Source organism: Nocardia brasiliensis IFM 10847 (assembly GCF_000710915.1).
Taxonomy (GTDB): domain Bacteria; phylum Actinomycetota; class Actinomycetes; order Mycobacteriales; family Mycobacteriaceae; genus Nocardia; species Nocardia brasiliensis_A.
The window spans coordinates 30,154-44,413 of sequence record NZ_BAUA01000185.1 but is presented as its reverse complement, the minus strand read 5'-3'; the positions used below and the strand labels follow the sequence as shown (position 1 = coordinate 44,413).

8 protein-coding genes are annotated in these 14,260 nt (G+C 67.7%); 3 read left to right on the top strand and 5 right to left on the bottom strand.

Features of this window, described 5'->3' with window-relative positions; translation table 11 throughout:
* Positions 1-37: 37 nt before the first annotated feature.
* Complete coding sequence (locus NBRGI_RS36210) at positions 38-457, top strand: Dabb family protein (protein ID WP_029901672.1); 420 nt, start codon at positions 38-40, stop codon at positions 455-457.
* Positions 458-522: 65 nt separating this feature from the next.
* Here NBRGI_RS36210 and NBRGI_RS36205 read toward each other — a convergent pair whose 3' ends face one another.
* Genes NBRGI_RS36205 through NBRGI_RS36195 form a run of 3 tightly spaced genes read right to left on the bottom strand, consistent with a single transcriptional unit; the run spans position 523 to position 5,649 of the window.
* Complete coding sequence (locus NBRGI_RS36205) at positions 523-1,938, bottom strand: SagB family peptide dehydrogenase (protein WP_158439991.1); 1,416 nt, start codon at positions 1,936-1,938, stop codon at positions 523-525.
* An 11-nt stretch (positions 1,939-1,949) separates the two neighbouring features.
* The gene (locus tag NBRGI_RS36200) at positions 1,950-3,836 is read right to left on the bottom strand and encodes a TOMM precursor leader peptide-binding protein (protein ID WP_029901670.1); all 1,887 of its coding nucleotides are present in this window, start codon (positions 3,834-3,836) and stop codon (positions 1,950-1,952) included.
* Positions 3,826-5,649 carry a hypothetical protein gene (locus tag NBRGI_RS36195; RefSeq protein ID WP_148311090.1) on the bottom strand — a complete coding sequence of 608 codons (1,824 nt, stop codon included), beginning with the start codon at positions 5,647-5,649 and terminating at the stop codon, positions 3,826-3,828. The genes NBRGI_RS36200 and NBRGI_RS36195 overlap by 11 nt, the downstream gene beginning before the upstream one ends.
* A 218-nt stretch (positions 5,650-5,867) precedes the next feature.
* On the opposite strand from NBRGI_RS36195, the gene NBRGI_RS36190 reads away from it, so the two are divergent.
* Positions 5,868-6,065 carry a hypothetical protein gene (locus NBRGI_RS36190; protein ID WP_029901668.1) on the top strand — a complete coding sequence of 66 codons (198 nt, stop codon included), beginning with the start codon at positions 5,868-5,870 and terminating at the stop codon, positions 6,063-6,065.
* Between the two features lie 98 nt (positions 6,066-6,163).
* On the opposite strand, the gene NBRGI_RS36185 is transcribed toward NBRGI_RS36190, so the two are convergent.
* Positions 6,164-7,777 carry a hypothetical protein gene (locus tag NBRGI_RS36185; protein ID WP_029901667.1) on the bottom strand — a complete coding sequence of 538 codons (1,614 nt, stop codon included), beginning with the start codon at positions 7,775-7,777 and terminating at the stop codon, positions 6,164-6,166.
* A gap of 8 nt (positions 7,778-7,785) precedes the next feature.
* Positions 7,786-11,379 carry a hypothetical protein gene (locus NBRGI_RS36180; protein ID WP_029901666.1) on the bottom strand — a complete coding sequence of 1,198 codons (3,594 nt, stop codon included), beginning with the start codon at positions 11,377-11,379 and terminating at the stop codon, positions 7,786-7,788.
* Between the two features lie 386 nt (positions 11,380-11,765).
* Between NBRGI_RS36180 and NBRGI_RS36175 the strand changes: the two genes are divergently transcribed.
* Positions 11,766-13,997, top strand: a complete 2,232-nt coding sequence (locus tag NBRGI_RS36175; RefSeq protein WP_029901665.1) for a SulP family inorganic anion transporter — start codon at positions 11,766-11,768, stop codon at positions 13,995-13,997.
* Positions 13,998-14,260 lie beyond the last annotated feature (263 nt).

The following is a 14,260-nucleotide window of genomic DNA, read 5'->3' as shown; positions in this document are numbered from 1 at the left end:
GACAACCGATTTCCCACCACACAGAAAGCTGACAGAAATGATCTACCACGGCAACCGCTTCACCCTCCGCCCCGACGCCACCCCCGAGGCGGTCGAGGAAGCCCTCGAGAGCCTGCGCAACCAGGGCCGGGTCATCCCCTCGGTGAAGTCCTTCGTCGTCGGCCCCGACTTCGGCGGCGAATACGAGTGGGGCGCGGTCTTCGTCATCGAGGACCTGGCAGGCTACTGGGAGTACCTGATCCATCCCGCCCACCGCAACACCGACCGCGTCGGCCTGCCGCTGGTCGACAAGTTCGCCTCGTTCGACATCACCGACGACGCGGATCCGGAGATGGGAAAGAAGATCGCCGAACTGCACCAGCGCCGCTACGACAGCGACCCGGAACTGACCAAGCTGGTCTCCGATCTCGGCGAATACAGCGGTAGTGCCGCACCCGGCGCGCACGGCGAGAAGTAGTACCCGGCCCGAAGCCCCTGGCGGACAGATTGTCCGGCAGGGGCTTTCGCGTTGTTCCCGGTGCTTCACCCGCTCGGGTGGATTCGTTGCTCCAGTGTCGAAACCGCGCGCGGGACGCCGACCAGCAGTGCGGCGAGCACGCTTCGGGTGCCCGCGAGATCGGCCGTGAAATCGGGCGTTTCGCCGGAGTGGATACGCGCGGCCAGACCGAGTGCAGCAGCGGCGAGCGCGCCGCGTTGCAGGACCACGCCCGCATCGGCCTGGACTGTTCGGTACCAGCGTGCTCCGGTGCCCGCGTGCAGATCACCGACTGGCAGCAGGACCGCGGCAGCCTCGCCCACGACCGGGTGGCACCGGATCGAATCGGCTATGCCGGAACTGATTTCGACGAGGGCATGGCGCACCGGGTGATAGCGGTACCTGCCCGGCGCGATCCCGTCGACCCGGGCGACAACGCAGTACAGCGCGCCACCGCGGCCGAATCCGGCCCAGCCGTCGGCGACCGCGCCGATCAGTCCGGCCAGTCGGATCAATTCGATGGCACGTGGACGGAACCCGTCGGCAGGGGAGGATCGGCCCGCTATGCCCGCGTTGACAGCCACTGGTACCCGGGGCAGCCGTAGTTCGTGCCCTCCCTCGATCGGATACGAGACCGAGTCTTCGGGCAGCACACCCGAATCGGTGTGCAGGGCGGCCATGGCGGGCAGTGTGTCGGTGATCGCGGGAGTTCGCTCCGCGGCGCGGGCCGGGGTCACGGCGATCAGCTCGCGGTAGGCCGGGGCGTTCGCAGTCGTGGTGTCCTGGCCTACGAACATCATCGCCAGCGCGTCTTCCGCACGTGGATCGAGGTCGAGCAGTTCGTGCACCTGGTCGTCGGCGAAATGCAGGCGGGTGTCCACACTGGTACCGAGGCGTTCGGCCACCGCTGCTGCTTGGGCGGCGAGTACGCCGACTTCCTGGGTCTGCAAACGGTACCCGAACTCGCCGTATTTGAATCCGTTGCGCCAGAACCGTGCCGTGAGCACGAGCACTGCGGCGGGAAGGGCGCCCGGGGCGTCGGAAACCAGTGCGGCCAAGGCCGCTCGGTGCTCGCCCGGCCGTAACAGTTCGAGGCAGTGATGTGCCGGATCATAGTGGTAGAGGCCGGGTTCGGGTGATTGCGCGGCGACGTAGGCTTCCAGCGGATACAGCGCGCCGCCCGACGGTGCGGACCTGCCGTGCTGGACCTTGAACGCGCCTGGGGTGGGTACGCCGTCGTGATCGAGTACGGGGGTCCACATCAAGCGCGTGATACCGCACATGTCGAGCAGTAGGGCGCCGATCAGCGACGTAGCGGTCGCTTCGTCACCCCACGGCAGGTCGACCCGTGCGGCGTCGGGATAGCGTTTGTACCGTGCGGGGGCGGCGTTCCAGTCGATCGGCCCGCGTGCGGGGCCGCGGCTGCGGTCGAGGAACGTGGTCAGCGCAGTGTCGGCGTCCATGAACTGCTCCCTCATGGGAAGGGGTGCGGGTGCGGATTGATCTCGTCCGCGCCGAGGTCGTGCTCGGCGTAGCCGAGAACCCTCGGTGCCGTGCGGATGCGCGGCAGGCCGTGATCGCGCCGGTTCCGGTGCCCGAACGTCATCGGCACCGTGCCGGGCACGAGCACCTTGGCGCAGGCGAACCCGCCCGCCCGGTGCTCCGCCGAGGTCTGATCGACGATCAGGACATCGAGGTCGCACGCGCGATACCGCTCGGCCAGGTGCCCGAGATCCTGGGTGAGATCGGCGAATTCGGGCCAGGCGGCGGGCGGTATGGGTTGCCGCGGTCCGTCGAGGGGGAGGAAACCCAAGCGCCCGAAGGCGTCTGGATGACCGTAGAGCGTGCTGTGATCGTCCATGTCGCCGACGCGGTCGCTGTCGGCCACCATCTGCCGTGCCGATTCCGGGTCGTATCGAGCGACGAACGCCTCCAGCATGGTGAGCATTTCCTGTATTCCGCTCAGCAGCGCGTGCTCCGGGAAGACGTGCGCGGCCGCGCCGCAGAGGACCGCCGGCCTGTTCTCGCCGGGTTTCTGATCGACGGCCATCAGCCAGTACGCGGGGACGCGCGTCTCGGTCGTGCAGTCGAATGCCGCCACCTCGTACCCGAATTCGTGCGCGACGAGATCGGCCAGCAGCGGAATCCGGCGATCCGTCGCGGAATCCAGGTCCACGCGCGGCACCGGCAGCCGGGCATACCAGGTGAGCAGGAACGCGTCCCGTTCGGTGACCTCCAGCAGCCCGTGCAGCGCCGCCTCGGCGAGCGAACTGCCGACGGCGCAACCGTTGGACGTCTCGTAGGCGAAACGGCGGTCGTGCACGCCGTAGTACGCCAGGCACTCCGGTACCAGCACGGCTTCGGCACGGGCGTACGAATAGGCCCACACCCAAGGGATTTCCAGGCCCGGGTGGTAGCGATGGAACCAGAACCCGGGGGCGTCGTAGCGCGCATCGGAGTACAGGCCGAAGGCGCGGGGATCGACGGCTCGACCCGCGACTTCGGTGTACGCCGCGCGGACCGTGGTGCGTCGACCGCGTGGACGTTGTCCGCCGAGCCGTTCGAGCGCCTCGGCTACTGCGGCGGCCTTGGTCGCGTCGACACCGAAGCCGCGACCGTACCCGTGGCTGCTCGCGGGGGACTGTTCGGATTCGATGGCGGCCCTGGAGACGGGAGACGTCACAGTGGTCCAGGTGGTGAGCTCGCGGATCGTCCCGGTGTCCGCGTCGACGTAGATCCGCTGCAGTTCCGGCAGCGCCGCGGTGAGGTCGCGGGTGCGCAGGCCGCGCCGGCCGGTATTCGGCGCGAACAGGTTTCGCGCGATCCCGGGACCGTCGCCGGGGAGGTCCGAGCAGTCCGGGCACAGCGGATCAGCCATGACGGTGTGGGTTGTCGTGGCCGCGGTTTCCAGATCCAGGCTCCACTGGACGGAATTCGGCGCACCTGTCAGTAGTTTTTCCACTTCGGCGACCGCCAGCGCCGCCGCGGCTGCTGCGGTGGTCGCCAAGAGCAGGGGTGAGGGCCGCCGGAGCAGGTCCGCGCCGAATCGTTCGGACAGTGCCGCGCGTTGCGGCGCGTCGGCGCGATTGTGCTCGCGTCGCCTGTCGGCGCAGGTCGGACACCCTGGACGGCCGGGTAAGCCGCCGGGCCCGACGAGGACACGAGTGTGGTTCAGCCGCACCGGAAACCACGGCACCGCTGGACTCGTTGCGGCCGTCGCCGCCGAGGTGTCGTCGGCGACGATCAGCGCGTCGTACGGTGTTTCGTCGGCGGTGCGGACGCGGTGGCCGGTGGCCGCTACCGCGTCGCGCACCGCGGTGGCGAGCAGCCCCGCGCCGAGCACGGCGATGTCATGCGGCATCGAGCACCACCCGGACGCAGTGCACGAGTGCGAGTTCGTCGGCGAGTTCCAGTGCGACAGCGGTGAATCCGGACTCGTGCAGGGCCTTGACAAGGAGTTCGGGATTCTCGGACGTCCTGATCGTCGCCGCGGCGCAGTCGTCCGGATGTCCTTGCCAGGCCAGGAGAGCGCGCTCCATTCCGTCGCGCAGGGCGTCGGGCGCGGTGGTCGCGCAACTCACGACTTCGTGACCGTGAGCCGTCCGCACCGCGTAGGCCGGGACCCCCAGGATGTCGCTCAGGTCCAGCACCGTCGTCTTGCCGCCGACTACGTCGAGCTGATGACGGAGCCGAACGCCATTGCCGTCGAGCGGTATTCGCTCGTCCGGTAGCGGGGACCGCGCTGTCCACTCCGCTCGACGCTCGAGCAGCAGCGCCTCGCTTTGCTGGCGTAGGCCCCACTGGATGGCGTCCGAGCGGGTGAGTCCGGCCGCGACACCGACGGCCGGCAGGTTCGCTCTGTCGCGTGCCGATCGTATCGGCGGGACGAGCGTCCGGCCGGTCACGAGATCCACGGCCGAGATCGCAGGTGCGGTGAGCCAGGCGTGCACGGCCAGCGCGCGCAGCACCGTACGGGTACGGGCCGTGTGCTGATCGGGACCCCACCCGAGCACCGAGGGGAGCGGAGCCGGAGACGGGATCACCGTGGCCGGATCGGAGACCACCGCCCGGCAGAGCGAGAGCGGGAACTGCGGCAGATCGCCCTCGCCGAAGGCGCAGAGCGCCCCTGTGTGCTCGTCGACGAGCATTGCGGCCCTGGTGAGCAATTCGTCAGGAGATGATGCGATCTGGTTGCCGGGTCGAGCGGGCGCGGGTGAATCATCCTCGGCGACAGCAGCAATCGGTGTGACGCGGTGCGCTGTCATGTCCAGGGTACGCAGATCCACGCGGGTCACCCGCTGTCCGCCGCGCGTAGGCGGGGGCAGCGCGGCCAAACCGGTGCGATGGCGGAAGACGCCCAGCACCAGGTGCGCCGCCAGTATCGCGGGCACCGGTCCGGTCAGCCAGCGGTTCGGGCCCGGCGTGATCGTGCCTTTGCGGTTGGCCCGCAAGCGTTTCCAGCAAGAGGTGTCGGCGGGAGCATCAGCCTCGGTCAGCCAGGCTTCCTCGCTGCCGAGCAGCAGCTGCCCGAGCGCAACGTGATCCGGGCATCGCTGCGCGAGCGACGTCAATTCCGCTGTGGTGTCGGCGATTTGCAGTACGACATCGGTATCCCGCAATTCCGGATCCGGGGTCAGGCAGACGCGCTGGTGCTCGTCCCGTCGTGCGGCCTCGACGGTGCGCATCAACTCGGTCTCCTCCTGCCCGGCCGTGGCAACGCGCACATTCGCCCACCCTGATCGCACCCCGGCCGCGACGACCGCGCTCACGACGCGCTCGGTGCCCACCGAACCGAGCACGGTCACCCGCGCCTCCCGGTGGCGTTGGAACCGGTGTTCCGCTGCATCGATCGCGCAGGCGAGAAAGGCGATCTCCCGTGCGTAAATACGCAGTTCCGCGTCGGAAAGCCGGTGCGGTAGATCGCCCTGCGCGTCGGTCACGAATCCGTGCTGGTGCAGCGCCGTCACCATGCCCTCGACCGTCGAGCGCTGTTCGGCGGGTAGCGCGGCGGTCAGTTCATCCAGTTCGAACGCGCCGTTCAGATACGGTTCGAGGCGGCTGAGCCAGGCGAAGGCCCGGGCTCCACGCAACGTGCGTGCGCCGCGATCGCCGAACAGGTACACCCCGTCGGGGCAAGCCACATAGCGCACGGCCGGGTGCAAGCGTGGACGCATACCGGACTCCTTTCGCCTCCTGGAGCACCATCACACGTATGCCGGTCACACCGACAGAGCACGAATTCCCGAACGGCCGGGAAATCTTCCCGGCCGCACTCGACCGGTGACCCGGGAATTCTTCCCGATCCCGCCGGGAGTGCTGCCCTGTCGGAAGGGAAAGCGCGGCAGGCATATTCGAAGTTCCTGCACGAATCCATCCAGGAGAGGACCGGCACATGCCTATCACCTCGGCGAATCTCGCCCTCGAACTACTGAATCTCGAACCCGAAAATCTGACCATGGCCGACGACCGCTCGGCCCCGACCGGCCTGATCCCGCCCTGCGACTGCTCCGCCTGTTGCACCTGCGGTTACTGCGTGTGCAGTACCTGCGGCCGCGACACCAGCAATCAGCTCGACGGGCTCGAAGCGTAACGGTCTGTCGGAACAGGTCCCCCGGTAGCGCTTACCGGGGGACCACGTCGATGGGCGGCTCGCCCGTCTTCTGCTGTCCCGATTCGAAGAAGGAATGCTCAATCCAGTGGAATACGCCGGCCGTTGAGCAAGAGCTCGAAATTCGGCAGATCCTCGATACGGCCGGAATTGCGGGCCGCGGCGCGCGCGGCCTGCTCGAGGGCGGCGGCGGTCTCCGCGGTAACCGGACCCGGATAGGTGATGTGCAGCGTGACGCCCGCCGGATGCTCTTTGATCACCCGTTCGTGGGTGTTCGGGTCGATCGGGTCCGGGTCACGAGCCGGTTTGCGGGCGGAGCGATCGTTGGCGTCGCGCTCCATATCCCGCATGGCGTTGTCCACATGCTTGCGGATGTTCTCCGGGGTGGCATCGGCGTGCTCGAGAACTCTTTTGAGGCTGATCCAGCGAGCTCCGGACACCACCTTGTTCACGACCAGGATCCATCCGTTCTTGTAGCGTTCGCGCGTGATGAAGTATTGGGCGGTACCACCTTCGTACGCGTCATAGGCGCGGAAGTTCTCCGGTGCGCTCAGCGCGTTCGGGTGATAGGCCTGCAGTACCGGGGCCTCGGCTTCTTTGCCCAACGAGCTACCGGGCCGCGCCGCGGTGGCGCCCGCCGTGGCGGCCGCTGCCGTCCCGGCGCTCTGGGTTGTCGCCGTGGCTCCGGTCGAGGTCGATCCTGCGCCGATTCCGGGCCTGGGCACACCGGTCTTCCCGACGGTTGCCTCGGCGGCCGCGATCTCGGTGATCCCTTCCTCCGCGGCGATCGTCCGCGCGGCGGCCGTCGCTTGCGTCCGCACCGCCTGAGCCGTCAGCGCCTCCGACATGATCCAGACGTGTGCGGCCTGCTCACCCGCGATGACGGGGACGGCCTGGCCCGCGCCCTTCAAAGTACCGGCGATGAATACCGATCGCTGGGCGAATCGGCGCGTCGAGACGGTGGCCAGACGCCGCAGCATGGCCGCGGCGAGCCGTCCGCCGAGCTGGTATCCGAGCCGGCCCAGCCCCCAAGCGATCGGCAGGTAGTCGATCGGCCCCAATCCTTCCGAGACAATCGGGGTTTCGATCGCATCGATCCATGCGAGATCGGCGTCGTACAGCTCGATGAGTGAGGCATTCTTGACGTTCACATAGCCGACGAGCGCACCGCTGTCGTCGGCTACGACGTGCCAACCCACGGTCAGCGGCTTCGGCTTCGGCTCCGGCGGGGCAAGCGCCGCAGCCTGTTCCAGCGCACGGCGGGCCGCGCTCACCCGCGTGGCCCCCTCGGGCGTGACGAGGCGCGCGAGGTAGCGCTGCGCCAGGACGAAGGCGCCGAGTGTGGCAGCCCAACCGTCGGCGGGCACCGGTGCCTCGGTGCGCAGGATCGCCTCCATCCGGCGAACCGTCGATTGTGCTGCCCGGCACCTGGTTCCGATGACGAACGGAGCCTCGCCCTCGTGCCACTGGACCGCCTTGCTGTCCACGTCCGAAACGTACTGGGTGAGCAGCCGGTCCACGGCCAGCACCAGTGCGTGTGCCCTACGCCGTGCGGCGAGGGCCGCAGGGGTTGCGGCTGCCGTCGGAACACCGCCTGCCGCAAATACTTTCGCGGGATCGTCGAAGATGCCTCGGTTCTCGGTGCCGCGCGCGGCGGTGGCCGTCGCCGTGCGTGCTCGCGTATCGCCCGACACGGCCGGCCTCAGATCGTGTCGGGATCGATGGCCACCGCCGGGGCGCCCTCGATGACGATCTTCTTGTCCACCCGTGGGTCGTCGTGCTCGTCGGCGAGCAGCCTGGCCGCCATCCGCAGATTCTCCAGTTCGCTCAGCCGGACCTCGGCCTGTGCCTTCTTCACGTCGACGGCCCGATGGGCGAGTTTGAAGTCCTCCAGCAGCGGGTGCACGCCGGGCAGCGCCTCGATGTACAGCGACCCGGTGGGCACGACGAGTTCGTTGTCGTCGTTGGCGCGCTCTTTGAGCCGTCGATAGGTTTCGATCAGTCCGGGCAACAGCAGTGCGAACGTGCGATCATCGGTGTTCGCGCGTACGCAGCAGACATACTCGGCGAACTCGTGCAGGGTCCAGGTGGCCAGTTGATCGGGATCGTGCAGGCCGGTGAACGGGTTGTAGTACGGCGTCAGCATGTAGTCGGTGAGCGCGTTCTCCCGGGTCAGCGGGAAGATCATGTAATTGCCCTTGAACCCCAGCGGATTATCGAGATCGGCCACGTCGCCGAGCGCGTCGAAGCCCATATCCTCGGTGTCGATATGCACCCGGGCGGTGAGTTTGTGCGGCTTGCGCCAGGTCGGCGGCAAGGGCACCGCGTCCGGATCGGTGGTGATCGTATAGGTCTTCTTGCCGACCAGCCGGGGTACCCGCACATCGCGCAGCCTGAAGTACCGCTGATCAGGCGGTTCGTGACTGTAGACGGCCTGCATGTAGTGCATGATGTTGGCCTTGATGTGGGTGCGCAGCCGCGAGATCTGGGTGCGCCGGTTCAGGTGATCCGACAGCTGGGCGGTGTACTTGTCGCTCAATTCGGCGACTGCGGTCGTTTCCCGGGTCAGGCGTTCCTGCAGGTCGTGCTCCTGGGTCAGGACGCGCTGGTAGGCGTCGCGGGTCGCGTCCTCGCGGGCCTTCATCGCCTCGGCGTCGGGATCGTCTCCGCCGAAAAGGAATTCGTGGCCGCTCTCCAGCAAGCCTTCGTCGCTCTCCTGCTGGATCGTGTCCGCGCGGGCGCGCAGCGAGCGCTGCAGCGCCTCATAGCGTGAATCGAGTTGTGCCCGGACCAGGACGAGCTCCTCGGTCAACTCGTCCGCGATGCGGCGCTGCTGTTGCAGGTTCTCGTACAGTTGCTGCAGCGCATGCTCGTCGCCCACGACCTTGGTGGCCAGGTAGTTCATCGCCGGCACGAACGAGTCGTCCAGGATGACCCGGCGCAGGATCCAATCGTGGGCCACGATCCAGTCGTCATCGATCTCGTCGGGCGCGGGAAACTCCTGGGCGACCAGGATGACCGGGGTGACCTTGCGCAGCTTCTCGTCGATCCGGTACTTGCGCTGCAACTCATAGAACAGGAACGTCACCGGCAGTTCGTCGTTGGGGTTGGTCAGCTCCCCGGACTCTTCCTCGGCGAACTCGTAGGTCTGGCCGACCTCGACCTCCACCCGGTTCTCGGTCCGGTACTCCGCGGCCGCCTTGAAGACCGACTCGCGGAACTCCTTCTTGGTCTCCTGGGACAGCTGCGCGGCGTTCTGCCCGAAACTGGTGGTGCCCTTGAACGTGACGCCCAGCGAGATCCCCGCGGCCGCGCCCACGTGAAAGTTCGACTTCGTCTCGGCGCGGGCGATGATCTCGGCCTCGACCCGGGCGGTGACACTCGATTCGCTGCGTAGCGATTCGAGGCGACTGGTCGACTCCTTCTGCGCCCGGTTCTGCTTCCGCACCGTTTTGCGTGAGTACTTGCGAGTTTCCTTGGGCGCCAACGGCACCGTGCGGACCAGCTCGCCGACCTGATACGTCAGCGGAGTCCACTGCTGCCGATAGGTCTCCAAGACACCGAAATTGATGCTGCGGCCAGTGGGGCCCGCGGCGTAGACGTTGAACCGGTAGGGCTCCTTCAGCGACTTCTCCAGCGCCGACAACAGCTCGTGCAGTTTCTCGAACTCGCGCGGTGCCTGCGCCAACTCCTTGGCGTACTTGACCACTCGTGCCCCGCGGTTCTGCAGAATCCGCATCTGCCGATCGAGACTCTCGACCTCGGCTCGCATGATCTGAGTGAACAGCTCCTTGAACAAGGGCAGCGTTTTCGTGAGATCTTGCAGTTCCGAGGACTTCTGCGACAGGGTGTTCAGTTGGGTGCCCAGCGAGGTCAGGGTATTGCGATGCTGGGGGTTGAGGACCGACCACTCCCGGTCGGTCAGATAGAACCACTGCGTCACCTCCGGCGGCGGGCCACCGGTCGCCGTGCTGCCGCCGTAGCCGCCGCTGTAGAGCGACTCGAGCATCGCCTGTAGCAGGTTTCCTTTCAGCCAGGGCGGCACCACCGAATAGCCGCTGTGCCCGTTGTGTTCGACGAGATAGTCGTTCGGGTCCAATCCCAGCTCGACGAACTTGTCATAGAGCTGACGACCCGTCGCGAGCGTCTCCCGGTCGAAAAGCTCCTGCCACACCGATTCGAACGCGATGCGCAGGTGATGGAAGTCATGGGTAGCAGGCACATCGGCGGGGCCACTGCGCAGCGCGAACCCGTCCACGCCGGCCTGCACGTCGCCGAGGCCCGGCCGGATGCCCACCAGCACAGACGATTCCGGTGCGGACAGGGATGCGGTCAGGCGGGTGATCAGGCCGTCGATGCTGGTGTCGGCGGCAGGCTGCGGTGCGGGATCCCCGGTGCCGGGCTCGTCGGCGGGCTGGTCGGCGGCCGGGCCGTCGGCCGGGTTGTCCTGCGGTTGTGGGTGATTCGGGTCGAGCAGTGCGACGCAGTCGTTGATCGGCGTCTGGCGACGGCAGGCCCAGAGCGGATCGAACCATTGCAGCCCGATCGGCAGTACCTTCTTGCCTGCCGGGCTGATCTGGTCCACGGCGGCCGCGTCGACGTTCTTCAGGTCAGGGAATTGTGCACGCAGGCTTGCGATCTCGCTCGCGGTGAAGACGCGGTGGTTGTCGAGGGCGAGCTGATGGATGGAGTTCGTGAGCCCATCGCGCACTGCGGTCAGCACGGCTTCGGAGACAGGGGTTTCCTTGGGCGCGTACCGGCGTTCACCTCGGCCGCCCGCGGCATCGCTCAATCCGGTGATGAAGCGATCGAACTTCTTCTCTGTCTGCTTCCTGGTCGCACGGGCCGCGTTCAGCCCGACGGCCAGCAACCGCCGCCGGTCGGCGGCGAGCGCGTTCGCGTACGCCCTGGCATCGGCCTCGGCGGCGATGACGCCGGCGGCCTGTGGCGCTGCGCCCGGTACCGCCAGATCAGCGTCGACGAGTGCCCCGTCCGGAATCCGGAGCATGACCGACTCGACGGGCGCCGGTCCGCGCCGAGGGCACCGCGCCAGCACCGCGTCCTGCTCGCAGTCCCGGCCCGCGGTGGCGAGGGTGACCAGTTCCCAGTCGGGTGCGGCATCCGGCGGCTCGTAGTCGATGCGGAAGCGGCCATCCTGGTCGGTGAGAGTCGATCCGAGGCGTCTGTGTGCGAGCCCGTACTCGTTCTCGATCCCTTCGGCGAGCGCGGTCACGGTGACGTCGGCGACGCCGCGGCCGGATTCCATGCTGACGATTCGACCGGCGACGGTGTTCATGATTTCCTCCTGCGCGACTGCCGTCGCGGGCCCCGGCTGCGGTGCTGTTCGTGTGTCCGAGTGACGGGACTCATTGTCGAGCCGATGGCGACGCCGGACGCGAGTACTCGCACACATCCGGCACCGATGCGACCGACCTGCGGTACATACCCGGCCGAACCCTGAGAGCAGGATGTGACCACGGTCACAATTTGGTGACGACGGGAAAGATTCCGTTGCAAACCTTTTCATATGCTTTGCGAAGTCTTTACTATTGTCCAGACCTTCGCGTCACTCGGGTTTGCCGCTCTCGGGCGGTTGAGCTTCGCCCGCTGCTCGCTTTCGATGCCAGTACATGTTCCACCGATGAACCGGGACGGCGTGCGTTCGCCCGGCGAAGGAGAAATATGTCCACCGACACCGATCCTGCACCACGGACGTTGCCGCGCACTGCCTCTTTATCTGAACGTCTGGCCACTCTCGGCCGCCACGATCTGCCCGCTTCGATCGTGGTTTTCCTTGTCGCACTGCCCCTTTCCCTCGGTGTCGCGGTCGCCTCCGGCGCGCCGGTCGCCGCCGGGCTGATCGCCGCCGTGGTCGGCGGGGTGGTCGCCGGTCTGCTCGGCGGCTCGGCGGTGCAGGTGAGCGGGCCGACGGCCAGCCTCACGGTGATCGTCGCCGAGAGCGTGCATCAATTCGGCTGGGCTGCCACGTGTTTCATCACCGTCGGCGCCGGCCTTTTGCAGATCCTGTTCGGGCTCAGTCGAATAGCGCGCGCCGCGCTGGCGATCGCGCCGGTGGTGGTGCACGCGTTGCTGGCCGGTATCGGCGTGATCATCGCGCTGCAACAGGTGCACGTGCTGCTGGGCGGCGCCTCGCTGAGTTCCTCGTTCGACAGCCTCGTGCAGCTGCCGCACCAGCTGATGTCGGTGCACAGCGGCGACCTGGTGATCGGCCTGGTGGTGATCGTCATCCTGGTCGGCTGGAAGTTCCTGCCGCGTCAGGTCCGGTCGGTCCCCGGGCCGCTGGTCGCGGTGGTGGTCGCGACCGTGCTGTCGCTGGTCTTGCCCACCCAGGTGGAGCGGCTGGTGCTCGACGGTTCGCTGCTGGACGCGATCGGTCTGCCCGCGGTGCCGTCGGGCACCTGGACGGCGATCGCGCTGACCATGGTGACGATCGCGCTCATCGCCAGCGTGGAGACCCTGCTCTCGGCGGTCGCCGTGGACAAGCTGCGCCCCGGCAGCACGGCCAACCTCGACCGGGAACTGATCGGCCAGGGCACGGCGAACGCGGTATCCGGCCTGCTCGGCGGCCTGCCGATCGCCGCGGTGATCGTCCGCAGCATCACCAACGCGAACGCGGGCGCGCAGACCAGGGCGGCGACCGTGCTGCACGGGATCTGGATCCTGCTGTTCTCGGTCGCGTTCGCCGGTCTGGTGCAGCAGATCCCGAAGGCGGCGCTGGCCGGGCTGTTGATCCTGATCGGCGTGCAGCTGGTCAAGCTGGCGCACATCCGGCTGGCCCGGCGCACCGGTGATCTCTACGTCTACGTCGCGACGGTGCTCAGCGTGGTGTTCCTGAACCTGTTGGTGGGCATGGTGATCGGGCTCGTGCTCTCGTTCGCGCTGCTGCTGTGGCGGGTGGTCCGGGTGACGATCGCCGCCGCTCCGGTGGCCGGTACCCGCCGCTGGGTGGTCACCATCGACGGCACCTGCACCTTCCTCGCGCTGCCGAAACTCAGCGCCGAGCTGGCGAAGGTGCCCGCGGACGCGGACGTCACCGTCGAGATGACCGTGGACTTCCTCGATCATGCCTCCTACGAGCGGATCACCGAGTGGGCGGCGCGTCGCGAATCCGAGGGGGGCGCAGTCGAATTCGTCGAGATCGGCAGCGCGCGGATGGCGACGGCGACCGCCGGGCCGCCCGAGCGCGGGCACTCCAGGAAGGTGCTCGATCAGGCGATCGGCCCGTGGCGGCGCAGCGGCAACCGGGAGGATCCGATCACGGCCGGCATCGCCGCCTACCATCGCGGGCACGCGCACCTGCTGCGGTCGCACCTGGCGGGTCTGCAGCATCGGCCCGATGCCGACTCGTTCTTCCTGACCTGCGCCGATGCGCGCGTGGTCCCGAACGTCATCACCAACAGCGGCCCCGGTGACCTGTTCACCGTCCGCAACGTGGGCAATCTGGTGCCGACCGCGGGCAGTGACGTCTCGGTGGAGGCCGCGCTCATCTACGCGTTGGAGAAGCTCGACGTGCGCGCGGTCGTGGTGTGCGGGCATTCCGGCTGCGGCGCGATGGAGGCGCTGTACCGCGACGTGCGGACCGGCCCCGGCCTGGGGGACTGGCTGGCGCACGCGCGGCCCAGCCTCGACCGGTTCCGGCTCGGGCATCCGGTGGCCGAGGCGGCGGCGTTCGCCGGCTTCGGGGAGGTGGACCAGCTCGGCATGGTGAACGTCGCGGTGCAGCTCGAGACCTTGCACGCCCATCCCGCCGTCCGGCAGGGGATCGAGGAGCGCGGCGTCGCGGTCTCGGGTCTGTTCTTCGACCTGGCCACCGCCCGGGTGATCGAGGTGACCGTGGACGGCATCGCGGAATTCGACGATGAGGGGCGCCGTGTCGCCGCACAGCCGGTGTAACCCCCGAGACGGGCCTCGATACCGCCTTCGCAAGCTTGTGAGGCAGGCCATAGCCCTGGGAGCTGCGAATTTACGCATAGTTTGCGTGGTTCTCAGGCTTTGCTAAGTCTTTACTAATAATCTTGATTCGGTTTACATCCCGACCCGTTGCCGTGTCGGGAGAGCTGCTTCACCGCGAGAATGCCGGTTCGCGGTCGCTTGCCCTGCTGGACATTTGATCGTCAACCGACCTCGGTCTCCGGACCGGGTTCGGCGAAGGAGAA